20 protein-coding genes and 1 CRISPR repeat array are annotated in these 25081 nt (G+C 41.1%); of the genes, 2 read left to right on the plus strand and 18 right to left on the minus strand.

Going from position 1 to position 25081, the window contains the following annotated elements:
* Positions 1-219: 219 nt before the first annotated feature.
* The 3 genes from FSB84_RS02950 to FSB84_RS02960 form a co-directional block, all read right to left on the minus strand.
* Positions 220-840, minus strand: coding sequence for a FecR family protein (locus tag FSB84_RS02950; protein ID WP_147122039.1), 621 nt, complete (start codon positions 838-840; stop codon positions 220-222).
* Positions 813-1415 carry a hypothetical protein gene (locus tag FSB84_RS31360; protein ID WP_147122041.1) on the minus strand — a complete coding sequence of 201 codons (603 nt, stop codon included), beginning with the start codon at positions 1413-1415 and terminating at the stop codon, positions 813-815. Before FSB84_RS31360 ends, FSB84_RS02950 begins: the two co-directional genes overlap by 28 nt.
* A gap of 82 nt (positions 1416-1497) precedes the next feature.
* Complete coding sequence (locus FSB84_RS02960; RefSeq protein ID WP_130542974.1) at positions 1498-2094, minus strand: RNA polymerase sigma-70 factor; 597 nt, start codon at positions 2092-2094, stop codon at positions 1498-1500.
* Positions 2095-2193: 99 nt separating this feature from the next.
* Between FSB84_RS02960 and FSB84_RS02965 the strand changes: the two genes are divergently transcribed.
* Together FSB84_RS02965 and FSB84_RS02970 are read left to right on the plus strand one after the other, a co-directional pair.
* On the plus strand, positions 2194-3390 hold the full coding sequence (locus FSB84_RS02965; protein WP_130542973.1) for a TlpA family protein disulfide reductase: 1197 nt from the start codon (positions 2194-2196) through the stop codon (positions 3388-3390).
* A 116-nt stretch (positions 3391-3506) separates the two neighbouring features.
* Complete coding sequence (locus tag FSB84_RS02970) at positions 3507-5897, plus strand: MBG domain-containing protein (RefSeq protein WP_130542972.1); 2391 nt, start codon at positions 3507-3509, stop codon at positions 5895-5897.
* Between the two features lie 5 nt (positions 5898-5902).
* On the opposite strand, the gene FSB84_RS02975 is transcribed toward FSB84_RS02970, so the two are convergent.
* The 15 genes from FSB84_RS02975 to FSB84_RS03045 form a co-directional block, all read right to left on the minus strand.
* Positions 5903-6265, minus strand: a complete 363-nt coding sequence (locus FSB84_RS02975; protein WP_130542971.1) for a nuclear transport factor 2 family protein — start codon at positions 6263-6265, stop codon at positions 5903-5905.
* 762 nt (positions 6266-7027) lie between these two features.
* A CRISPR array of direct repeats spans positions 7028-10084; the repeat unit is 30 nt; unit sequence ATTTCAATTCAACCTTTGTACGATTAACAG.
* A 212-nt stretch (positions 10085-10296) separates the two neighbouring features.
* Positions 10297-10560, minus strand: a complete 264-nt coding sequence (cas2, locus tag FSB84_RS02980) for a CRISPR-associated endonuclease Cas2 (RefSeq protein ID WP_130542970.1) — start codon at positions 10558-10560, stop codon at positions 10297-10299.
* Position 10561: 1 nt separating this feature from the next.
* Entirely contained in the window at positions 10562-11566 is a 1005-nt protein-coding gene (gene cas1b / locus FSB84_RS02985) for a type I-B CRISPR-associated endonuclease Cas1b (protein WP_130542969.1), read from the minus strand.
* A 37-nt stretch (positions 11567-11603) separates the two neighbouring features.
* On the minus strand, positions 11604-12107 hold the full coding sequence (locus tag FSB84_RS02990) for a CRISPR-associated protein Cas4 (protein ID WP_130542968.1): 504 nt from the start codon (positions 12105-12107) through the stop codon (positions 11604-11606).
* A 3-nt stretch (positions 12108-12110) separates the two neighbouring features.
* The gene (cas3, locus tag FSB84_RS02995; RefSeq protein ID WP_130542967.1) at positions 12111-14411 is read right to left on the minus strand and encodes a CRISPR-associated helicase Cas3'; all 2301 of its coding nucleotides are present in this window, start codon (positions 14409-14411) and stop codon (positions 12111-12113) included.
* Positions 14408-15085 carry a hypothetical protein gene (locus tag FSB84_RS03000; RefSeq protein ID WP_130542966.1) on the minus strand — a complete coding sequence of 226 codons (678 nt, stop codon included), beginning with the start codon at positions 15083-15085 and terminating at the stop codon, positions 14408-14410. The genes cas3 and FSB84_RS03000 overlap by 4 nt, the downstream gene beginning before the upstream one ends.
* Positions 15078-16106, minus strand: coding sequence for a type I-B CRISPR-associated protein Cas7/Cst2/DevR (gene cas7i / locus FSB84_RS03005; protein WP_130542965.1), 1029 nt, complete (start codon positions 16104-16106; stop codon positions 15078-15080). Before cas7i ends, FSB84_RS03000 begins: the two co-directional genes overlap by 8 nt.
* 17 nt (positions 16107-16123) lie before the next feature.
* On the minus strand, positions 16124-18121 hold the full coding sequence (locus FSB84_RS03010) for a hypothetical protein (RefSeq protein ID WP_130542964.1): 1998 nt from the start codon (positions 18119-18121) through the stop codon (positions 16124-16126).
* A gap of 38 nt (positions 18122-18159) precedes the next feature.
* The gene (cas6, locus tag FSB84_RS03015; RefSeq protein WP_207234299.1) at positions 18160-18957 is read right to left on the minus strand and encodes a CRISPR-associated endoribonuclease Cas6; all 798 of its coding nucleotides are present in this window, start codon (positions 18955-18957) and stop codon (positions 18160-18162) included.
* A 479-nt stretch (positions 18958-19436) separates the two neighbouring features.
* Positions 19437-20822: a tRNA uridine-5-carboxymethylaminomethyl(34) synthesis GTPase MnmE gene (gene mnmE, locus FSB84_RS03020; RefSeq protein ID WP_130542963.1), complete on the minus strand. Its 1386-nt coding sequence runs from the start codon at positions 20820-20822 to the stop codon at positions 19437-19439.
* A 111-nt stretch (positions 20823-20933) separates the two neighbouring features.
* Entirely contained in the window at positions 20934-21764 is an 831-nt protein-coding gene (locus FSB84_RS03025) for an energy transducer TonB (protein WP_130542962.1), read from the minus strand.
* A gap of 140 nt (positions 21765-21904) precedes the next feature.
* Positions 21905-22741 (minus strand): energy transducer TonB, encoded by an 837-nt coding sequence (locus FSB84_RS03030; RefSeq protein ID WP_130542961.1) that lies wholly within the window; start codon positions 22739-22741, stop codon positions 21905-21907.
* Between the two features lie 56 nt (positions 22742-22797).
* On the minus strand, positions 22798-23331 hold the full coding sequence (locus tag FSB84_RS03035) for an ExbD/TolR family protein (protein ID WP_225979965.1): 534 nt from the start codon (positions 23329-23331) through the stop codon (positions 22798-22800).
* Between the two features lie 22 nt (positions 23332-23353).
* On the minus strand, positions 23354-24028 hold the full coding sequence (locus FSB84_RS03040; RefSeq protein ID WP_130542959.1) for an ExbD/TolR family protein: 675 nt from the start codon (positions 24026-24028) through the stop codon (positions 23354-23356).
* A 134-nt stretch (positions 24029-24162) separates the two neighbouring features.
* Positions 24163-25023, minus strand: a complete 861-nt coding sequence (locus tag FSB84_RS03045) for a MotA/TolQ/ExbB proton channel family protein (RefSeq protein ID WP_130542958.1) — start codon at positions 25021-25023, stop codon at positions 24163-24165.
* Positions 25024-25081: the final 58 nt, after the last annotated feature.

The following is a 25081-nucleotide window of genomic DNA, read 5'->3' on the forward strand; positions in this document are numbered from 1 at the left end:
AGCTTTGCAAAGAATGATAAAAATCATACTTTTAAACAGTTGGGTTAAACAATATGGTTCATACAGACAGAGAACTGGTTTTGCCCATCATATTGCCGTCAACGTTGGCGCGTTGGCGGTTTTTTATTGGGAAAACTTTTTTCGTACCAATTTTTCAGTACGGCTATTGCATCGGTGCTTGAACTTTCATGGAGGATAAAGAAAAGCGATCGTTCTTCATCATGGCATCACTGTAACCTTACGGCCTTCCACCTTGAAATGAATGGCGCTTAATTCCAATATATTGAACACTTCGGCGAGTGTACTGTTCCTCGAAATTTCTCCATCGAACTTTTCATTCGGCAACACTCCTTCATACACCACTTCCACATCATACCAGCGGGCCAGCTGTCGCATCACGGTTTTGATATCTGCATTATTGAAATTGAAGAGTCCGTTTTTCCAGGCCACCACATCATCGGTATCTACCTGTCTTAAACGGAAATTACCAGCAGCCCCCCGATCATGTGAATAAATGGATTGCATACTGTGCGTGAGTATTACCGATTGCTGGCTGCCGCCGCCATTGGAGACTTTCACTTTGCCTTCTACCAGTGTGGTTTTAACAGTGGGCTCATTATCATATGCGTTCACATTGAAACCCGTTCCCAATACCTCCACCGTGTTCAACTCACGGCCATGGGCATCCGTAGCTTCAACAATGAATGGCATTGCCGGATTTTTTGCCACATCGAAATATGCTTCTCCGGAGAGCTGCACCTTTCGTTCCGATCCTGTAAAAGCGATCGGGAATCGCAGTACAGACGCGGCATTCAGCCAGGCATGGGTACCATCTGGCAAAACAACCTGGTATTGTCCCCATTGGGTGTACGGATAGTATTGTAAGATGTAGTGGAACCTGTATTTTCTTTGGATGCATCTTTATAGGCGAGCTGGCCATTATCGAGTTTGATGATCCTTGTAGCGCCTTCCTGCGCCAGTAATGTATTGCCGGCAGTATCGAGGAGGATGGTGGATCCATCGCCGAGCGTAAGCGTTGCTTTGTTGCCACCGGGGAGGATTGGATCCGGATTGGTTGCGGTGATCACAGCTGTCTCCTTTGGATCTGTGGCGGGTTTGCTGAGCGTAAACCAGGCGGCCGCTCCCAACAGCAGTAATACAGATGCAGCGATCTGCCAGCTTCGTTTGCGGTAAAAAGGAATTGATTGGGGGTAAGATGAAGAATGGACCTCTGCCTGCAATTTGCGCAACATACGTGCTTTGATCTCCTCAGGTTCGCCCTGATGGTCAACAGGCCATTCTACCGGATGTTCATTAGTAGAGTTGTACCATTGGGTGAGCTCTGCTTCTTCAATTGCGGACGCAGTATTGCTCAGGTATTTTTCCAATAATTGCTGGATCCTTTCAGGGGTCATGCGTTAGTTTTTGGTTGGCCGCAGGCACGGCACTGCAATGATGTACCCACGAAAAAGGCTTTACCCTGAGTGGCTGCTATAATTATTTTAGAAAAATCTGAATGATGACGGTAACCAACGTAAAAAAGCGGTAATTCCCCAACAGGTTCCGGAGTGTTTTGAGAGCTCTTGTCAGATGAGACTCAACGGTTTTGGGTGACAGGTTAAGGGTTGTTGCGATCTCTTTGGTGGAGAGTTGATGATCGCGGCTGTACACAAAAACCAGGCGGCATTGTTCAGGGAGTCCTGCAACGAGACCGTCTACATACTCTTTCAGGAATTTTGCCTGGATGATCTCTTCGTCGAATGCTGCAGAGGGAGTTTCCGGTGAATGCTGTTGCAGCAGGTCTTTCCGCCGGTTTTCGCGTGTAAGTGATTTGAACACGGAGAATTTTACAGCAGTGGCAAGCCAGGCGGCAAGCCGATCGATCTCCATTTGGTGGCGGCGGTTCCAGAGACTGAGCAATACATCATGCACGATCTCCTCAGCCAGCTCTTTGTTGCGGGCATGGTTATAGCCGATGGCGAGCAGTTTGTCCCAGTAACGATGATAGATTTCTTCAAAAGCCTCTTCATCATTATTGCGTAACAAAACTACCAGGTGTTCGTCAGAATAGCTACTATACAGAGATGTTCTCATGGATGTTACCACGCGCTCAAGTTAAGGAAAAATTAGATTTGTGAGGGTTTCCGTAAATTACTGTGGCTTCTTTTGCATGATTCCCCTAATTGCCTGAATATGAAAAGAATTATATTCCTGATCTGTTGCTTTGTTCCGGTTTGCTCATTAGTTGCACAATCCCACAAATATGCGCTTCAGTTTGAATTGAAGGATTTCAGTCTATCTACTCTTCCATCATTGATTGTAGTGGTTGGAGGTAAGGATAAGTCTATCCTTAAGGAGGTCTCAGGTAAAAAAATGGAATTGTGGATTGATTCGATCGTTGATTATCCTATGAACGTGAGGGTGCTGTACTATCCGGATTGCACAAGCGAAATGAGAAAAGATATTGAAGCTGACAGGATTCCCAGACCCAGCGCATCTGCAAATCTTTTTATTACAGACGCAGTAAATCCGGTAATTGTGAAGAGAGATACTATTTTTCTGTTGCAACAAAATATCCTGCAGAAAAAATACCAGCAATTGCAGGATGATATAATGGTTAGGGTGAATCAATTCAATGAAAGAACCGGTAATCAACTGCATCAGGCATACATGGCCACAGAGAGTCAGCAGGAAAAAGATTCCATCGAAAGGTTGCATGATAATATGTTCAAAATAAATGCCGGCCGTCCCAATCTTGACTCTGTAATCATGCCATGCATACAAAACAATCTGAACAATGTGATCTCGCTGCATGCGATGAGTTCCTATATCACACAATGCAGGTTTTTCAAGTTCGATATTCCTGGTCAGACATTTCAATCCTTCCTTCACTCAATGCCTGCTCAGCTCCGGCAGTTAAGGTTTTGGAAAGAACTGGATGAAATAACGAAAGTGATAAAGTCCGGCCGGTCATTGATTGGGCAGAAAGCGCCTGCATTCATCAATCTGAAAGACAGCTCAGGAAAAGTTGTTCAGCTGGAACAACTTAAAGGCAAAATAGTGTTCGTTGATTTTTGGGCAAGCTGGTGCGCTCCCTGTATGGCGCAGGTACCACAGCTTAAAGCTGCATATCAGAAAGTAAAAAACAATACTGTGGAGTTTGTAGGAATTTCACTGGATGAAAGTGTTAATAGCTGGAAACAGGCAATCAGGAATTCTCAACTGAACTGGATCAACCTGACAGACCTGAAGGGCACCAATGGTTTGACCGCCATTCAATACAAAGCTTTGCTGATTCCTTACAATCTTCTCATCGATAAGAACGGTGTTGTTGTAAAAGAAAATATTCCCATAGAAGCGCTTGAAAAAACGATTGAAGAGCTGCTCTGATCATTATCGGCCTACAGTTTTTTAGGCTCCCTTTGCATAATACATTATTTTTATTCCTTATTACTTCTGATGGAACTGGAAGTTTAATCCTGATCTTATAAAAGCAAATACACCTTATGCGAATTTTCTACCTGACTACCATCCTGGTCATGTTTGCTCATACATGGCTGAATTTCGAGAACCGGAATACAAACTCTTCAGCGATCTACAACTCTACGAATGAAACAACTGTTGCACGGACTGGTGGAGAATGGGATGATTTTACCAGCTGTGGCTTTGCAAATGCTCAGTCGAATTCCACTACGGCAGTATGCGTGTTATGCTCCATTCAGGATGCGGCGAATACAACGGATTCGGATACACTGAATTATTCTGTATTATCTATTCCACTGGCAGCAGGCAGTGGCAGTGTACAACAGCAAATGATCTTCCCCTCAGTTTATGCTCCTGGTACGAATGTAAAGATCATGCTTGAATTCCCTGCACAGGTTGTGGATGCCACTTTATTGAGTGCACTTGAGATCAGTTCTTTTAATGGGGCTACGTCTAACAATGACGCCTACCTAGGCAATTCATCTCAACTACAGATCACTCCGGTTGCCGGCAGCACCAGGCTATCTGTTCTTTTTACTGCTGGCGCAGCATTCGACCGCGTGCAGGTAAAGCTTCGTGCCGGGATTGTATCAGCTCTCGTAAAATTGAATTTATATTATGCGCGCATCTATCATGAACCACCTGTCATCAGCAACACAGCGCTGGAAGTATGTGCGCTTACACCTGTGACGCTTTCAGCAACAGATGCGCCGGGTCATTTTATCGAGTGGACGCAGGAGCAGGCCGGCGGCGGCAGCACGATCATTGGAACAGGTGCGAGCATCAATGCTACCGGTTTTACCGGAAGCCGTACCTATTATGCACAGTATGTACGTTCATATGATAATTGCCACACATCGCCCAAAACGCCTGTAACCATTACTACTATTGCAGCGCCGCAAATCAGCCTGGGACCGCAATCCATCCAACGCCAGGTCAATGCAGCTGCCAGCTTTACAATTGATGTATTTAACGACGATCAACTTACCTATCGCTGGCAGTCAGATGCCGGATCAGGTTTTACAGATCTCACTGAAGGAGGCAGCTATGAAAATACAGCTACTGCTACATTGAATATTCCGGCTGTTGCTTTCAGCATGAACGGATACGAATATCGTTGCATCATTTCCAGATGTGGTCAAAGCGATACCAGCCAGGCAGCAACGCTGACTATCACAAAGCTTTCGCAAACTATCAGCTTTGTGGATCAGACAAATGGCAGTACAGTAAATGTGGTATATGGTGATGCAGCGATCTCAGGCGTTGCCAATACCACCTCTTCTTTGGCTGTTGCTTACCAGAGCAGCAATACAAATGTGTTGTCTGTGAATACAACAGGTTCAGTTTCCATTAAAGGAGCTGGCACGGCTGTGATCACGGCATCTCAGGCTGGTGATGCTTCTTATGCACCGGCTCAGGATATTTCATTTACTGTACAGGTAGGTAGAAAGTTACTTGGCATAACTGCTAACACAGCAAGCAAGGTTTATGGAACGAATGATCCTCCGCTAACATATAGTGTATCCGGATTGGTGAACGGGGATCTGGAAAGCATCATCACCGGTGGGTTGAAAAGAGATGTAGGGGAAGATGTAAGTACTTATGCCATCGTTCAAAACACGATCAATGCCGGCAATAATTATACAATCGATTATACCGGAGCAAATTTTACCATTACGAAGGCTTCACAAGTGATCACATGGGTGCAGGAACTGGAAGCAGGTTGTAATGGAATTAATCAAATAACACTTACAGCTAACTCCAGCAGTAACCTTTCTGTGAGTTATTCAGTGGCGGATAACAGTATCGCAACTGTAACAGGTAGTACGCTTACAGCAGCGGGTCCGGGCAGTACAAGTGTTACAGCCGGTCAGGCAGGAGACAATAATTATCTGCCTGCAACACCTGTTTCCATTGTGTTCAATAATCTGAGATCATCTATGATCAGGCAGCACTGGAACGATGTTCTATTGTTTGATAATTCCGGCGGAGAGTTTGTTTCATGGAAATGGTTTAAGAACAACACAGAAGTGAGTGGTCAGACGCAGCCTTACTATAGTGAGAAGCAGTCGCTGCACGGAACATATTATGCCATTGCCACTGACAGGGCAGGAAATACGTTGCGTACCTGTCCAATTACTATCAGTGCGGGTACTGCTCCGGTCCGTAACATGCGCGTATATCCGAATCCAGCGAAAGCAGGTAATCCGGTGACGGTTGAGATCAATTATCCGGCAGGTGAATTGCAGGGAGCAAGATTAGTAATATCCCATACAAACGGAACAGTGGTGCAGGAGTACAACAATGTGCAGCCTGTTATGACTATTGCATTGCCGTCTTCCGGTCAGCTCTTTATTGTTTCTATTGTGTTGGCAAATGGACAAAGGGCAACCGTAAATGTGCTGGCAAAATAAAGGTTCTATCTTAATTTTTTAACAGCTTGTCTGGCGATTAGTTTCCAGCCATCTTCATATTTTGTCCAGACCAGGAGGACATAGAGATGGGCTTCGCCTGCTTTTTGTTCATCGAAGGTTTGAGCATCGAGTTCATGACGGACAATGGCGAAGCTTTCAGTTTCTGTGATGGTTTGGGCTGTGAGGTCCATAGTGAGGAACTTGTAGGTTCCGTCGCTGATCTTTTGGATGAAATCATTTTTTCCTTCTACGTGGCCATCGGAATGACCGTAGCTAAGTGTATCGGATAATAGTTGGTGGAGGGTGGTTGTATTGGAGTCCAGAACTGCTGCTCTGAATTGATCTATGGTGGTGGCGATGTTTTGCATGATTGTTATCTTATTCTTCGGCCTATTTTGCCTCAATGATACTAATTATTTTCTCTCCTTTAAGTTCGAATTCAAACTGACCGAATTTCTTTGAAGTATTATGAGGGCAGTTTTTGTTTGGTGATGAGGCTGCGATACATATAAGATCACTCCATGCATGAAGTTTAAGAGTCTATTAGGGATTCTGGATTGGCAAGCCACCCTAAAATGAACCAATTAAAACTACTCTGGTGGCATCAAGTGCTACTTTAAGTTAGTTTCTAAAACCTTCTTTAATTCGACTGGCGCATTTATGAGAACAATCAGGAGTCTCATTATTTCAACTTAATTTTTATACGATTAACAAAGATTAGATAAAGGCGCCTCGAGCGCTGTAAAGAGGGTTGCAATTCTTGTATGATTAGTAGGCTCGAAGCTATCTCCGGGCAATTAGTGCCTGATATTATTTCAATTCAACCTTTGCACGATTATTAAGCGCGAAGCTATCGCCACCCATTTTGTGCCTGATACTAATTCAATTACCCCCCCCTGTAAGATTAACAGCATAATCTGAAGATTGTCGAAATATACATCAACATTGTTTCAATTCAACCCTTGTACGATTAACAGTTCAATAATTGTTTATGAACAGCAAATATATTTAAATTCAACCTTTGTGCGATTAACAGAGATTAGATAACGGCGCCCCAGACGCTGTAAAGAGGATTTAAATTTTTGTACAATGAAGACCAGTCTTAGCGTTTGATAGTTTGCCTTTCATGTATTTCAATTCAACCTTTGTACGATTAACAGTGGAGCAGCTTGAAGGACAGATCGCTTCGGCCAAAATATTTCAATTCAACCTTTGTACGATTAATAGTTTGGAGATTTCCTTCGCATAAAACCGATCCCGTTATTTCACTTCAATCTATGTACGATTAACAGACAGTCGGCATTGTTAATAATCGCTTCCTTGATGATATTTCAATTCAACCTTTATAAGATTAAAAGTTTGGTGGCTATACCGGCACAATTATTTGCTCAAGTATTTCAATTCAACTTTTGTACGATTGACAGGGTACTTCTGCGCTCACTGCTTCCGCGACTATCCCATTTCAATTCAATCTTTGTACGATTAACAGCAGGACGGTCAGCCGAAAGGATTCAAAAATACTGAAATTTCAATTCAACCTTTGTACGATTAACAGGAAGAAACACAACGGAAAGAATGGCACAACTTACTCATTTCAATTCAACCTTTGTACGATTAACAGCAAAGATGCTGTCCGGATCCTGGCAAACGTTCCTTCATTTCAATTCAACCTTTGTACTATTAACAGCTGTATCATCGAGAGCGGCCTGCTGTGCAGTGGACACATTTCAATTCAACCTTTGTACGATTAACAGATCATACAGGTTGTCCGGGATCTCGTTGCCAGTCCAATTTCAATTCAACCTTTGTACGATTAACAGAGTGTCGGGTGCCATCGATGTATATACGGCTTCCATATTTCAATTCAACCTTTGTACGATTAACAGCAATATCGATGCGAATGTATAGTATCCTGCTGCTGGATTTCAATTCAACCTTTGTACGATTAACAGAGAACATACTCAGCAGTGTTCATCTGGTTACTATCATTTCAATTCAACCTTTGTACGATTAACAGTTTATCACCCTACGCATCTCCACTTCTGAAACTTTATTTCAATTCAACCTTTGTACGATTAACAGCTGACGGTGTCCAAAGTCTTGATCACGCTTTCAAAATTTCAATTCAACCTTTGTACGATTAACAGTTTACAAAGCCGGACGGCAATTCCGTATTAAAGCCCATTTCAATTCAACCTTTGTACGATTAACAGTTCCGTTAATTAATAAGTAGCATCCATTTACCACCATTTCAATTCAACCTTTGTACGATTAACAGGCTCTGGAATAAAGACGGAAAACTTACGCTCCGCACATTTCAATTCAACCTTTGTACGATTAACAGAGAACATACTCAGCAGTGTTCATCTGGTTACTATCATTTCAATTCAACCTTTGTACGATTAACAGTTTATCACCCTACGCATCTCCACTTCTGAAACTTTATTTCAATTCAACCTTTGTACGATTAACAGCTGACGGTGTCCAAAGTCTTGATCACGCTTTCAAAATTTCAATTCAACCTTTGTACGATTAACAGTTTACAAAGCCGGACGGCAATTCCGTATTAAAGCCCATTTCAATTCAACCTTTGTACGATTTACAGATTGATGAGCCGCCAAGCAGGAAAGATAATCAAACGATTTCAATTCAACCTTTGTACGATTAACAGCACATTGTTCGTAGAGAATTTGGTAAGCGATATCTCATTTCAATTCAACCTTTGTACGATTAACAGGAGGAAGTGCTAACAGCCTGCAAGTCTTTGATGATCTCATTTCAATTCAACCTTTGTACGATTAACAGAGGAAGTCCATTGGAAAGTGCCACCATTCAAACCAAATTTCAATTCAACCTTTGTACGATTAACAGATTGCTCTGCAGGCGCCCTGGTAATTGAGCTTTGCCAATTTCAATTCAACCTTTGTACGATTAACAGCTGACCAAAGCGGATTTGGCTCAGTTTTTATTAATACATTTCAATTCAACCTTTGTACGATTAACAGCACCATTCAAGGACAGGCATTCAGCACAAGACCTGATTTCAATTCAACCTTTGTACGATTAACAGTTTAAAGAAAAGAAAATGAGTCGTGTCGTTACTCAATTTCAATTCAACCTTTGTACGATTAACAGGGAATCAATCGCCAGAAAAGGCAAGACAGGTCAATAATTTCAATTCAACCTTTGTACGATTAACAGTCGCGCCGCCGAGCTGGATCACCAGGCCAATCTCTTTATTTCAATTCAACCTTTGTACGATTAACAGGAAAGAAACCAGAAGAAGATAATTATTCTTTTTTTAATTTCAATTCAACCTTTGTACGATTAACAGACCCGCTTTTCCCTCCTGCAAGGAAAACCCTATTCTATTTCAATTCAACCTTTGTACGATTAACAGCAGTTGGGGAAGTGGGATCAGAGATTGTTTCACAGAATTTCAATTCAACCTTTGTACGATTAACAGCTTATTGCTGCATAGAAATAAAGTAGTTCTTTCAATTTCAATTCAACCTTTGTACGATTAACAGCACTTAAACGACCTAAGTAATGAAAATTCAAAAAATTTCAATTCAACCTTTGTACGATTAACAGTTCGCCCATACACGCTTGCCGCTGCCATCATCTATAATTTCAATTCAACCTTTGTACGATTAACAGATTATCAGCACACACGGGGCTAGCACAGTTAATTACATTTCAATTCAACCTTTGTACGATTAACAGTTATTGATGGCCGGATTGGGGTTAGTAATTCAATGGAATTTCAATTCAACCTTTGTACGATTAACAGCGCCGGATCAAAGTTCTGCGGCTTGTAGATCAGCATATTTCAATTCAACCTTTGTACGATTAACAGCAATACATTATGAAGATTGATTTGCCTACAGACTTATTTCAATTCAACCTTTGTACGATTAACAGGAAATTAGGCATAAAGCCATTGAGGCTGCTTGCAATAATTTCAATTCAACCTTTGTACGATTAACAGTCCTCATAGATGTAGTTGGCTGCCTGATTGAACTGATTTCAATTCAACCTTTGTACGATTAACAGCCAGCATCTGGTTTTCTAACGTGGACCGCAAACCAATTTCAATTCAACCTTTGTACGATTAACAGCGTCAACCATCATGACAACAAAGCCGCAAGAATTTTATTTCAATTCAACCTTTGTACGATTAACAGCCGCCGAATCGACGACTATAAAGCCTTGTTTTTAAAGCTTTTTGATAATAAAAATTTCGCCTTACTTAGTAAGAAAGTTGTCGATGTCCAATAATAAGATTTTCCGAGTACATCGACAACCTTTAAAAATACTTTTTTTATTCAATTTATATCAGACTCCATTATTTCCCGACCTTTTTGACTAGTGATTTTTCCTTCACCGACAACATGAATTACAAAAAATTGGTTAGTTCGTTCTTTTCCTTTCCAACGATTTCCTTCTCCAGCCATTTCAAATCCCTACTTTTAAATACGATAATGCTGTCTTCTTCAACTTTCATAATCGATTTTGCCCTTTGCTGCAATTCCTTAAGCTTAACCTCAGTTATATCTCCTTCAAACACGCTGTTCTGTATCCAGTTCAAATACTGCCTACATAGCTTTAACATTTTTCCTACTCGTTTTTCTCCTATGTCATATACCAGGATTACGTACATACTACCACCAGGCTTTAAAAGGTTTATATGTTTCCATTTCGAGTAAATGCTTGGTTAGCTTGTAACATTCCAGCTTTACCAAGTGTTTGTAACTTACATTTCTGTTAAGAGAACGATGTTTGATGGTTTCACTCAGTCGTTCCTCAAAGGTCCGCACAAATACTTTCCGGGCGGTATCCTTCAATACAACACTATTTACTTGCACATCAAAATCTTTCGCCTGTATTTCCTTTTTATTCAATACCTTAAAAATCACCCGGTCCACCAGGATAGGCTTGAATATCTCAGCAAGATCCAGTGCCAGCGAATACCTACGGTAGCCAGGCTCATGTAGAAAGCTGATCGTGGGATTGAGCTGAGTATGATGGATCTGGCCCAGGCAAAGACTATAGCACATCATATTCCCGAAAGACACTAAGGCATTTACTTCATTTTTGGGCGGTTGCTTACTACGACCATTCATAGCAAAATCATTAAGGATAGTGTCAAAAGCAGTATAATATACCTGCCTGATATTGCCCTCTATACCCATCAGCATTTCAATTTCAGTTGCATATTGAATCTGAATGCAATACCCTTCAATGATCTCGATGAGACCGGCGAGATCTTTCCCACGAGACTGGTAATATCGCAGGTTTTTGATAATATTAAAAGTAGCACCCTCTACAAATGTTCGAGCAATGGTCAGCCGCTTCGTCTTATTGCTGTAATGCTTCATCTGTGCAATCTGCATCTTTCCCGCCAAAAGGTAATCTTTAGGCATAAAACTCCCAGTGTAATGCTCGTAGTAGTCAAAAAAATGAACGGCTATCTGTTCCTTACCCAGAAAATTATATAATGCACTATTAGCATCCAGGGCGCCAAAACAATAAAAGTCTGATACACCTTCTACAGGAATATATTTGGGCTGACCTTCTATACCATTTTCATCTACCGGGGTAAACTTCAAGGTATTGTCTTTACGGCTCATGCGGCCGGCATTAAATAGGTAGTAAGTTTTCTTCATACCTTGAAACGGGATTTCAAGTATTGTTACATGTTAGCTATTCGTCTACATAACACAATTCATAATAAGAGCAGCTTTTACAAATCCTGGCATTGATAACAGGAGGACAGCTCTCTGAATTGACAATAATTTGAACGTCTTTCTCCCATTTACTTGCAATAAGTAGTAATTCATCATTCCAGTCAACCCACTCCCTTTGCTTCAGTTTTGGGTATTCAACGATTGCCCTGAGATGATCGATGCCATTCTTTGCCAGGATGTATAAATAATATTTGACCTGGGCAGTATGAGCCTCTTCTACTCTGTCAGATTTTTTCACCTCATGCACCACTTTATTTTTTGCATCATAGAAATCAATCTTAATGCCCTCTATGGCCAGCTCTGTATACTTTCGCGCCCTATCGAGGTATGTAGTCTCTGCAATCAATTTTCCTTCCGCTACTGTTTCAGATGTATGCTCCATTCCTATCCCATTGGCAAACAGCCATAACTTTCTTTTGCAGGTATGAAGGTAGGCGATATGGGTTCCGGTAGTTTGCATAAGCTATATATCGAATTGTTCATCCAGATCCTTATCTATTGAATAGTAACCGATATTCCTGTCATATTTTATATTTATGGCGACTAATGTCTCTCCCGGCTTCCTGTTTTTTGAAATTTCGGCTTCATATCGATAAACCTGAACCAATAATTGATTGGCCTCTAAAAATCTTCTTTCTGCAATTTTTGATTGAAATTCTTCAATAAGATTAAAACACAGCACCTCAATTTTTTGGTTATTGTTCGTTAAAACATCCCCCACCCAATCCCTCCAGTGTCCAGCAATCCAATCTTCTTCAAATTCATTGATGATTGAATTTTTTATTCCATTTACAAAGTCCTTTTGTTGAACTTCGTTGTAACCCTCCTTATAAACTTCATTACAAACATTGATTAAATCATCTTCTCCTAACTCACAATTGTTTAGTTTCAACAAATTAATCCATGTATCTTCTAAAACCTTTTTATCATAAAAAGGCGTCTTGCCAATAGAGTTTTCAAAAACGTATACAGGAACCGTGTCGTTGCAAATGTCCCAATCTCTGTCAATCGGAGTTATCCTTTTTTCACCACCCCGGTTAATTCTACCAAAACGCTGTATCAGTGCATCAATCGGCGCATTCTCAATAAAAGCAATATCATAGTTAATATCCAAACTCACTTCTACAGCTTGCGTAGCAATCAATAATTGGGGACGTAATGAAACATCTTTGTTAGTTATAGCTTTCTCAATTTCCGTTCGGTCTCGCTTGTTAAATCCGCTATGCAAAAGTTGAACCGTTCCACTGAACTTGATTTCCTTAAATAGCCTTTGGGCTGTCTTTACATTATTTACAATGATCAAGACCGACCTGGCATCTTCCAAATACGATTTTATCAAACTTATTTCATTTTCAATTGTAGCACCGTTCATGCAATACAGTTGGTGTCTTTTCCTGTCCAATACTAACCTGTCTTGCTCCTTGGTCCTATCTGGTCTTATTAGCTTTGATTGATCACCCCCATAAATTTCATTAATGATAAGTTGCAACATAAATTCAGGAATAGTTGCAGATAAGAAAAAGAATTTAGCATTAAATAGCTTTCTGAACAGTTTTATAGTTGCCAGTAGCATTCCAGTAAGCAACGCATCATAAGTATGAAATTCATCTATAATGAACAAGGCATTTTTGTAATCAAACAAACTGAATTCCCAGCCTTTCCCCTTCAGTGAGGTCTTCAAAATCTGGTGAAGAGTTGCTACTTTAACCGGATAGAACAACTCTTTTGATAAGGATTTCCTGTTCTTCGCTTCCCGTTCTAACTTTTGATAATCCCTTTTATCATTGCTATACTCTTGTGAAATTTGTTCGTAGAAAAAATCCAGTGTTTTGGAATGCAATGCTGTCACCACTTCTTCATTATAGTGCTTTTGCAGCCGTGATACCATCGCATTGATACTTGCAGTATAAGGCAACAGATAGAATACCCGAGAATTTTCTGTTTGATTGGCAAATACCCAGTTCAATGCGGCTTCTGTTTTTCCGGATCCTGTAGGGGCGTGCAGAATGATGTCTGTGGTGACACGCCGTAATTGTTCCTGGAAGGGACGGAAAGGTAACAAGATTCCTGCTTTATTCGGCTGGAAATCTTTTATCGTAAGTTGCTTGTATTTGGGAATATCATTTTCCTTTCGCGCAGAACCCAAATGATCCGCTGCCATCAGTAAAGCTCTGGAGAGGGAGAATAGCTTTCTTTGTTCCCAATTTTGTATGACCTTCTTTTGATACCGGGCATTCAAAAACATTTTGACGTTTTTCGGCAATTCCTTCATCAGATCTTGCTGAATGGTTGCCATACCCAATCCAAAAAGATTTAGCCAGTTTTGTACATTTTCCTTTTCGAAAATCGACTTATCCAACTCGTACCATTGCTCAATATAACCACTTACCTGAGGAATCGACAAAGTTCCTTTCATTTCTGAAAGAGTATCAACAATACCTTTATGGTGTGTTGCGATTGCAAATAGCTCGTTATCGTCCAACTGGAGATAATTAATGCAAAACAAAAGAGATACTAGTTCGTGGCGTATTTCCCCACTGTTTTGCCCATTCAATCTACCTACAAAACTTTTGTGGATTTTTCCCAAATCATGTAAAACAGCCATTCTGACCAGCTTCTCCTCCCACTGAATCTTTTCTTCGGTGTTTAAAGGAAGAGATTGCAAAAGGTTTTTACCTGCTGTAATCACATGCCGGGTATGCATCTCAAGTGTTGTAACACCATCGCTTTTAGCGAAAAACCGATCAAAGTAATGGTTACTCATTTGACAAACTCATGCAAATAAAACGATACGGGAATTTCCTCTTTTGTTTCGTAAAGATTATTAAATATTATTTCTGCACCATTATCATGCGGTATAGAAATAAAGACCTTCGAAGCAAGCGGCGTTCTTCCAGAGCCCACTTCATTATTTTCAAGATAAGCCTCCGCTAACTGTACTAACTGTCCTCCGGCCTGCACCCCAGTAGTAAAGGGCAAAAGAGAGCCACCCAGATTACCCTTTTCAATTTTTGAGACCCGAACTATTGTTACCTTGTCGATCTTAAGAATATCCTGAGAGCGACCTAATGATGGTGTGCCTATGGGATTGTCAAAGTATGCTTTCCAATCCAACCTATCAATCCATACAGTCAGCTTTGGTGAAGTGTGAAACTCTCTCATATAGGCATCTGTTCCCTTAGAGTGCTTTTTTATTCTTTTACCATCGAACTCCAATCGATGTCTTGTTTCCATATCCTGAGCAGCAGTATCGTATTTATACTTGAATCCAAGTTTAACTTCACCAGCATGAACAACTCTCCCCAGACAACAGCCGATAATTCCTAAAACCAACGAGTAACTTGGTGTATGCATACATATTGCATTACCGGAAAGAATGAACGGAAGGCGTGGCGTGGCCGTCCATCCTGATAACTGTATTTCCAGTAACTTATCCATTAGTCAAATGGTTTTTATTGAACTGATTAACTATTTCAACTGGTGACGCCAACACAAATCCATCTTTCAACCTTTCATTAATTTCGTCTTCGTTCTGCAAATAACCTTTTCTAAATCCAACATAAATAGGAGTAGCCAGCTTGTCCTTGTAATCGATAGATAATTCAATTAACAAGTCAATATTTAAGACTGGTTTTTCTCCTGTTCCAATAAATAAATTATTGAAGATCGGATTAGCGGATAATAACCCGGCAAGTATTAATACTTTGGGAGCAACATCAGCTCCAAACGCAGCTTGCTTTGCTCCTCCTCTCAGGAATGCCAATCCCCTCAACAATCCAGCTGCATGAGTATTTCTCCTTTCCTCTGCATTTTTTAATTCATAACGAGAAAATTTGCCGCCCAGACTTATTTGATTAAATTTCTCACCATGTTTTTTTGTAATTTCCGAGGACAATTCTTGTTTACTACCTAAATTGTCGTACACACCTAAACGATAATATTCCAGATTAAAAAATCCTTCCAAATGCGCAGAATAGAATTTTGTAGAATATGGTAAAGGAGTACCTTCTTTCAAGTGAACAAAAGCCTCATCAATATTTATTGTACGCATGTTTTTGATGCCTTTCAATATGGAGGATTTAAAAGGTGAGGTCCTTTGTATACTTTCTTCAGTTTTATCTCCGGCTTTCATATAACCGAATAAATCGTCTTCCGGAAATTCGATCGGATTCAATTCTGTTGAAATCTTATTTGTTGTTCCTTTCTCGGAACCTTTTCCTACTGCTCTTAACTCACTTGGATTCCAGTTATTTTCTTCGTTTGTTGTGTCGCGCAACCACCTTCTCCAGGCTTGTGCGGAAACATATGGGACATCTTCTAATCTGTTATTTATTTTTTCCTTGTAGGTTTTGGGTATTACGCGATTTTTGTCTTCCTGTACACCTAAGCCTGCTCCATTAAGAAAAGTCGCTGTTGCATCTATCAATAATGCGCCGGTAATGTTGTTTAATTTCGACATAAGAAATCTTATTAGCTTTAGTTAATTATTGAGAGCTCCAACGGTTTGATTGAAGTTTCTTTCAGTAGGAATTTTACCGCCAAAACACAGATATTCCGATTATTGTTACCGAGCGGATTGGTCATTAGATCCTCCATTTTCCATTTATCGTCTTTGGTGTGCTCTCGCTCTTTGATGAATTGATTTGTATTAAAAATGGCTTCAATCAGTAGCGTGTAAAAATTATCGTTCTCTTTTATGAAAGGGTCGATCGTTTTTTGAAACTTATTATGAGGAAGGCCTCCATTTCCTGAACCTTGATACCTGCCAAAGTAATAGGCTCGATAGTCATTTGCAAATGACTTTATTTTCGCTATCCAGTTTTGCAAAAGTGCATCACGGTTTAAATTACTTTTCAGATTTTCAAATTCAAATTCTTGTTGATCTGTTTGAGAAAAGAAAATCCTCAATACTTCGTTCAAGCCATATTTTCTGTAATTATACTCTTCATCATACAATATTTCTATAACTTCTTCAAGGGCTATTTCAGTATTTGCCAGAGCATCAAATACAATCCGGTTAAACCCTACTTTTGCGTTTTCGTTTGGATTCGTAAGATTCGATTTTATGGCATTGACTTTATCATCCTTTTGAATAAGGCTTATGATCCATTTACATGCTTTAAGCACTTTAGTGTTCAATACATAAATCGGGGGTAAGGTATTGCTTTGAACTTTCTTCCATGTGAAATAATGAATGAGTTTTTGGAATTGATAATAAGTGTTTTTGATGGGCAACTCATCCTTATTGTCCAAAATGGCAATATGTTGCTCAAGCCCCCACTTGTTATCTTCTGTTGCTTTTACCAGAACTCTAAATAATTCAACTTTGTATTCCGGATCATTCCAGCCATCCGTCTTAACTAATAGCTTTTCGAATGCTTTTGATTTGTATTGTTGAATTAGTCCTGCAATGTATTTTGCAGTGGGCAGCAATTCAGTTTTACCTACCTCTGCATAATATGCTTCCATGAATTCAGGAGATACGCCCTCGTATCTGATAGCCTTTTTCCCACTCCCAAAAACATTCGGGTAAAGCAAAGACCAATCAGTGTTCTTTTCCAATGATTTGATAAAGCTGTATGCAGTTTCATTTTTTGCCAGTATCCCTTTTAATTCAATATCAATTTTAGCATTTGTATATAGCCTTTGCAGTTTTCTGATCAAAAAATTTGGTATTCTGTCAATCTCACAATTTGCACCGGTGCCTGAATTTGAAAAGCTCCACATGTTGAGATCGGAATAGGTTTCTTCGAAATCTTCCTTTTCAGCTAAAATATCCAGAGCTTTTAACAAGTAATCTCCTTTAGAAAAATCTCTTACATTTTCCACCGATTCCTTTAAAGAAATATTCTGTATTTTTTCTGATAAAGTCTGAGTATTTTGGGCTACCATTTCTCTTGACAATTCAAAATTGGAAGAGTCTACCAATAAGATCCCACGCTTATATAGTAAGGCAGACAATGGCAAGAATTGAAGAACAGCGATACAAATAGGATGTATCTGTACTGTAAATTTTGCTTGCGGCAATGCTTGTGCATCTGAACCTAAGCTTCCAATTAGTGGAAACCAGGTTCTACTAATATTAGTATCCTTTGAGCCTATTTCTTTATTTGAAAACCCTGCTTCCTTTAATGCCAGTTCATAAAATTCATTAAAGGTGGTTTGAAATGCCAGGCCCGATATTTCACATATGTTCGCCCCCTCGCTTTCAAAGTTTGAAACGATTGTACTGAATAGAGAACCATATACCCTATCATCATTTCCTTTGTTATTATGCAACGGCCCATTATTGGTAAATAGCATTGTGTAGTTTTTCAGGCGCTTGTTGGTTTCCTTTAAATCAACCTGATGATAAAGCTCTTTAAGCAAAGAGGGCGTAATTGCTGAAACGCTTTTCAACCTGGCTAATGCTTCAATCGTCATTAATGCATTATTAAGCATTGCGTTTCCGGTATATGTCTTAAATATGGTCATTGAATCCTACTTTATTTGTAAGAACCGATATAATATTGTTAATCCAACTTCACTATACACCCACACCCCATACTATTGTATATCCCCATTCCAGTATTCAGTAGTAATTTCACAAACCGTTTCTCTGCAATAACTCTTAAATTAAAGTTAATCCAACCGCGAATTTTTGTTTCTTCCCTTGTATCTGCTTTGATCGCCATTAGCCTGGACTTGGGTGGCTGCTTCATGAGAATAATGTCAATCATCAATAGTGCTTGTGAGGCCGTTTGCGTATCAAAACAAGTAGCAATCTTATTTCGCCAGTTATACAGCAGGCTCTCCTTGAATCGAGCATCATCTGGCGACAAAAAATCATAATTTCCTTTTTCATTTTGTAAGCCGGCAACTATAGGTGAAATAGGTTTGACCTGGATGTTGGCTATTTCCAGCTCCTTAACAGATTGTAAGGGATCTGGCAAACTTTCTATCGACTTCACGGTAAAACTTGTCCTGGATTTTTTGTCTGCAATATCAATCCGTTCACATTGAAATAAACCTTTAACAAACGGCTCCATTGCCTGTGGCAAATGAAATGCTACCTGGAAATTAAGATCCTGGCTCAGCAGTTTCAGGCGGTCGCCTTCTATTTTAAAAGGGCAGCTTATTTGTGAAAAAGTAAACAGTTTGAAGCCCTTACCATAGCCTTTTTGATGTAAAAAAGAAGCATAATCTTTATCACCTCTTGCTATAATATGGTACAGCACTGCTGATAAAGGATACTGATAGTTTATAGGAATTACTAAATCAGTCTGTTGGCATGTTAATGTGATTAAAAAACGCATTTGTTTAAATAGCATGCACCGCCTTGCATTGATATAGGCAAGTGGATTTAAAAATTAATTAGTGGTAAATAAAAGTGGCTATTTATCAGAGGGAACAACAAGTTAATAATAATATCTGTTGTTATAATGTTTTAATCCACAATATTGTTCTAAGCAATTAACGGCAGTACCACCCAAAAGTACCGCTCATGGGTGAGCAGACAGGTAAATTTTTATTTCAATTCAGTTCCATCAAATACTATTTTTCGCATCAAAGCTGTTGCAGAAATAATACAAAGTGTTCATAAGTAATCATCCCAATGTTGGAGAAGATTTCCACATTAATCATTAAGACAACTATTAAGTCAATTGAAAATTTGAGGGGGATGAAACAGTATAAGGAAAATTTAATATTTTACCTGTAATTTATTCTGAACAGTTATGAATGACTTCTGAATTGTTTAGAGTTTTGCTTATGATCAATACAATGATATTAGTTTGTGAGATCAATGCGATCATTTCCCGATACAAAACTTACTAAATATATAATCTAACCTATCCTCATTCGAGATCTCTCCCGTGATCTCTCCGAGATAATGCAAGCACCTCCTAATATCTAACGCTAACAGATCACCCGGAATCTTATCATCCAATCCTCTGTGAATATCAGACAATGAACTCGCAACCTGCTGCAGCGCATGCTGATGTCTTGCATTGGTAACCACCGTTCCTTCTGTTTGCACTGAACCATGCAAAACCATCTCTACCAGTTTATCTTTCAACTCATCCACATTCCAGCCAGATTTTGCAGAAATGAAAATCTTTGGATCGATGGATGCGTAAGTTGATAACAACGATTCTTCTGAAGATTTATCCGCTTTATTCCCCACCAGTAAAAACTCGATTGACTGCTCTTTGAAATCCTTAACCAGAGTCCCCAGCTCATCTGCACTCATTTCATTGGCATCGAACAGGTACACCACTACATCGGCCTGGCGCATTTTCTCCAGGCTCTTTTCCACGCCGATACTTTCTATCACATCACTCGTATGTTCTCTTATCCCCGCAGTATCTATCAAGCGGAAGAGGATACCGTTGATGTTGAGTGTTTCTTCAATTGTATCCCGCGTGGTTCCTGCGATATCGCTGACGATAGCGCGGTTCTCATTGAGCAATGTATTCAGCAAAGTGGATTTACCGGCATTGGGTTTCCCGATGATCGCTACCTGCACACCGTTCTTGATCACGTTGCCAAGTTGGAAGGACTGCAACAAATGTTGTACAGTTCTCTCCGCTTCATTGATCAGGTTAAAGAATTGTGTCCTGTCTGCGAACTCCACATCTTCCTGGGAAAAATCGAGCTCCAGTTCTATCAATGCCGAGAAAGTGAGCATTCGTTCACGCAAGCCCTGCAATACAACAGAGAAGCCTCCACGAATATTGTGCAGGGCCGCTTTGCGGGATGCTTCTGTATTGGAAGCGATGAGATCCGCAACAGCTTCAGCCTGCACCAGGTCCAGTTTTCCATGCAGGAAAGCACGTTGAGTGAATTCACCGGGCTTTGCCAGTCGGGCACCGCGACTAACACAGGCATTGATCACCTGCTCCTGGATAAACGGCGAACCATGACAGGATATTTCTACCACATCCTCACCTGTATATGATTTCGGTCCTTTGAATAATGCCACCACTACTTCATCCAGTGCGATCTCTCCGTCTTTGATGAAGCCCACGTGCAACGTATGACTGGACTGTTGTAGAAGGTTTTTGGAAGGGAAAAGCTCATTCACGATTGAAAAGGCTGTGGGTCCGCTCAGGCGGATCACCCCGATAGCCCCTACTCCGGATGGTGTGGCCAATGCAACAATCGTATCGTCCCAACCTGACAGCTTTCCCAGCATATGAATCAATTTCGTCAAAAGTAAGACGGAACGAACAAAAAAAATCCTCCCGGCCTTATGGCGGGGAGGAAGGGTTAAAGGTTTGGAGTCTACTATGATACCCGGGACGGATTATTCATTTGCCAGTAAAAAGCCGATAGGCTGTTTTTTGTAAGATTTCACATGGCGCTTATTTTGAACCGCTGGAATCCATTTGCCGCTTTTCTGGATCACCCTGATGGCAGCATCACGCAGTTCTTCGGGCCCGCTGAGCGCTTCTACATTGCTCACATTGCCTTCAGCATCTACTATGAACTGGATGATCACTGTTCCCTGGATCCCATTATCAATGGCATCCTGTGGATAATTGCGCTGGAGCTGTTTGATAAGGAACCTTCTCCAGGCTTCGGAGCCGCCTGGATAGGATGATTCGATCTCCACTTTCATGAAGGGCTCATCTGATTCTTTCTTCACTACTTCTTCTATCACACCTGTTGATACACCTTCACCTTTCATTGAAGGGGGAGCAAGCGTTCCATCGTCAGGATTGCCATCAATGTTTTGTGTGCCGATTTTGACTTCTTCCAGCTCTGCATTTTCCGGTGGTCTTTCTTCCGGTCTCACTTCATTGCTGATCACCGGAGCTGTGTAAATCCTCGTGGCAATCTGTTTGGGTGGCTCCGGCGGTTTGGGTGGAGGAGGCGGCTTCACTTCCTCTTTTTCCGTATTCACTTTTTCAAGCTCAATATCCTGCACATTCATTAATGTGGCCTGCCGTTCTTTTTTGCTGTTTGCCAGCAACATAGTACCAATAAAGAACAGGATGATAGTTAGCATTCCGGCAAGGCTTAATAACATACGGCGCTTATAGGATTTGCGTAGCTCATATGCACCGTATGATTTATTCTTGCCATCGAAGATGATGTCTAAGACATCTGCAGTCAGAATGTTTGAAATTTCCATGGCTATACGTTTTGATATAAGACGCGCCAGCACTGCATTTCCATACAATTTCAAACAATTTTCGTGTACACATTCACGTAATAAAAAAACCCTTTCGTATTCACGAAAGGGTTTCGAATATGCTTTACTGTTAGAACTTCTTAACCATCTGTTTCGAGACGGAAGACGATAGGTTGCTTCTTGTAGGATTTCACCTTACGGCCGTTCTGTACAGCAGGTTCCCACTTACCGCTCTTTTTGATTACGCGGATAGCTTCTGACCTGAGTTCTTCCGGACCGCTGATGGCTTCCACTTCGGACACCATACCTTCTTTGTCTACGATGAACTGGATTACCACAGTACCCTGTACCTCATTGTCGATTGCTTCCTGAGGATAGCGAAGGGTTTTGTTCAGGTAACGCATCCAGGCAGGGGCGCCACCGGGATATTCTGATTCGATCTCCACTTTGGTGAAGGTCTTATCCCAGTCTTCTTCCACTTTCTTAGGCGCTTCTACCACACCCTTACCGGCATCTTCCACCGGAGGGGCTACGATACCTTCATCTTTCACACCTTCCTGGTTCACAGTACCGATCTTGGTTTCTTCCAGTTTTTCAACTTCTGGTGGCTTCTCATCTTCCTTTACTTCCTCGTCTTTCACGATTTTAGGAGGAGTGAATTTAGCCATTTCCACTTTGGGAGGATCTGGTGGTTTTGGGGGAGGCGGAGGTGGCGGTTCTTCCCGCTTTTCCTCTTGCTTGATCTCCTCCAACTGCACGTCCTGCACCACCATTTCCTTCGTTTCATCTCCCTTGTTCAGGGAGTTGGCGAGGATGTAACCCGCGAACAACAGGATACAAACTGACGCCGTGGTAATAAGCGCGATGCTGAGACGCTTATTATAGGTTTTGCGCAGTTGATAAGCTCCATACTCCTTGTTCCGTCCGTCGAAGACGATATCAAGGATATCAGAGCTTAATATTTTGTTACTTTCCATACTTGTTCTTTGTTATAAGATGCAATGTCTGAACGATTCCACAGGAATAATCCTGATTATTTCTGAGAGGCCGCCATCAAAGCGAGCTCCTGATCAAAGATATCAACCAGTGCATAACGCTTTACTTCGTTGATTGCCATTTCATCGAGCATATCTACAGTATTCTTGTAAGTAGACTCGGGCCCTGGCTTGATCACTACTACGAAATCCTCAGGATTGGTGGTCTTCTTTTTATCGATGATCACCTGGCGGATCTCTTTGAAGGTAGCGCTCTTAAAATTGGAACCATCCGGAAGGAGCTCACCTGCATAGTAAAAGATCTGGTTGTCCTTTCCAAGCATGATGGAAAGAGCGCCGGAAGCTTTTACCTTGTTCTGATCTTCAGGTTTTTCCGTGTCTTTCGGCAGGAAAAGCCTCATAGCAGTAGGTTCGCTCATGGTAGTCGTGAAAATGAAGAACGTAATCAGGAGGAAACCCAGGTCCACCATGGGAGTAAGGTCTACTCTCGTAGAGAGCTTCTTCCCTTTCTTGACGCCTGGCCCCTTCTTATGTCCCCACCCGACGAGGTATCCATTTCTGCCATATCGCAATTTTTTTAAATTAATAATAGATTTACTCATTGTCAGTAGACCTCCCACCGGTTCTTTGCTGTGTCTTCCACAGATCAGTTCCTTCGGGAACACCTTGAGGGTCAGTGATCATAGAGAACTTGAAGATCTCGTTCTTCTTCAATGCCGTCATAATTCCCTTGAATGAGGGATACTTGGCATCGTTATCACCTTTCACAAAAAGGTTCATTTTCTCGCCCTGGAAAGCACTGTTTACAGCGCGCATCCACACTTCCATCTCGTTATTTGCAGTGTCTGTAACGGGGATACCGTCAGCCTTAAAGTTTTTCAACTGGTCAGGGGTCAACTGCAGGAAAGACTTCAGTTGGGAGAAAGGAACGCCGATGTAGGCTCCGGCTGCTCTGAAAGATTTCTTCTCAACATCAGTGAGATTCAGTGATTTCCACTGGCTCACCAGATCCAGGATAGCATCTTTCTGTTCAGTATTCTCATCACCGATAGAGAGATAAGCCTTTCCTTCTTTGTCCATCGTTATAATAACCATGTTCTTGGAATCCACAGGCTTGGTAGAAACAGACTTAGGCGTAGTAACTGCCAGAGCTTCCGTGGGTTTGAACTTGGTAGTAAGGATGAAAAACGACAGCAAAAGAAAAGCCACATCGCACATCGCGGTCATGTCTACTGAAGTACTCTTCCGTGGGACTTTAACTTTTGGCATGATGTAATAGTTTCTGTTTGTTTTTAGATGCTTGTTCAGCCAATTTCCATATCACCTTTCCAAAATAACCTGAAAAATTTCCATATGATGGGTTCATGCAGGTACGGGATCGGGGAAGGTTTGGCTCACTCTCCTTATTTATAAAGAGAAGCGAAGCTTTGTGTCAAAGTGAAACCTGATTCATCGATACCGTATGTGATAGCGTCGATCCTTGTTGTAAAGATGTTGTAGAAGATGATCGCGAATGCAGAAGTACCGATACCGAGGGCTGTGTTATACAGGGCCTCAGAGATACCGCGTGACAGTTCTGCAGCAGCAGCACCACCACCTTCAGCACCGAGAGCAGCGAATGAAGTGATCATACCCAATACAGTTCCAAGCAGACCTAACAGGGTAGCTACTGATGCGATCGTGGACAGGAACACCAGGTTCTTTTCCAGCATAGGCAGTTCAAGAGCTGTAGCTTCTTCAACTTCTTTCTGGATAGCCATAACTTTCTGCTCAGTATCCAGCTCAGTATTGCTGATCATTTCTTTGTACTTGCGGAGGCCAGCTTTCATTACATTACCTACGCTGCCTTTTTGTTTGTCGCACTCAGAGATTGCCTGATCAACATTCTTGTTAGCCAGGTGATATTGAACCTTGCGGATGAACTCAGCAATGTTACCGGTACCGGTAGCTCTGCTGATGGTCAGGAAGCGCTCAATGATGAAAGTTATTACAATTAAGAAAGTTGCGATAAGGATAGGCACAATGATACCACCCTCGTACATTCTCACCAAGCCACCCTTTGGTCCTTTGTGATGCGGCCAGAAACCTCCTTCGAGATCGGGTTGGGTAAAATTGCTTGCGTTACCCAGCACGAACCTCCAGATTACGTATCCGCCAATGATACAAAGAACAGGAGCTAACCAGGAAATGGAATTGCTCTTCTTTTTGGGTTGAACCGATGTACTACTCTTCACGGGAGTGGCAGTTGGTTTTGTCTCAGCCATGATTGTTTGTTTTTTTTAGTGTTTGAAAAAAATTAAGTCTATCTGTAGTTAAAATTCG

It is taken from the genome of Pseudobacter ginsenosidimutans (assembly GCF_007970185.1).
Taxonomy (GTDB): domain Bacteria; phylum Bacteroidota; class Bacteroidia; order Chitinophagales; family Chitinophagaceae; genus Pseudobacter; species Pseudobacter ginsenosidimutans.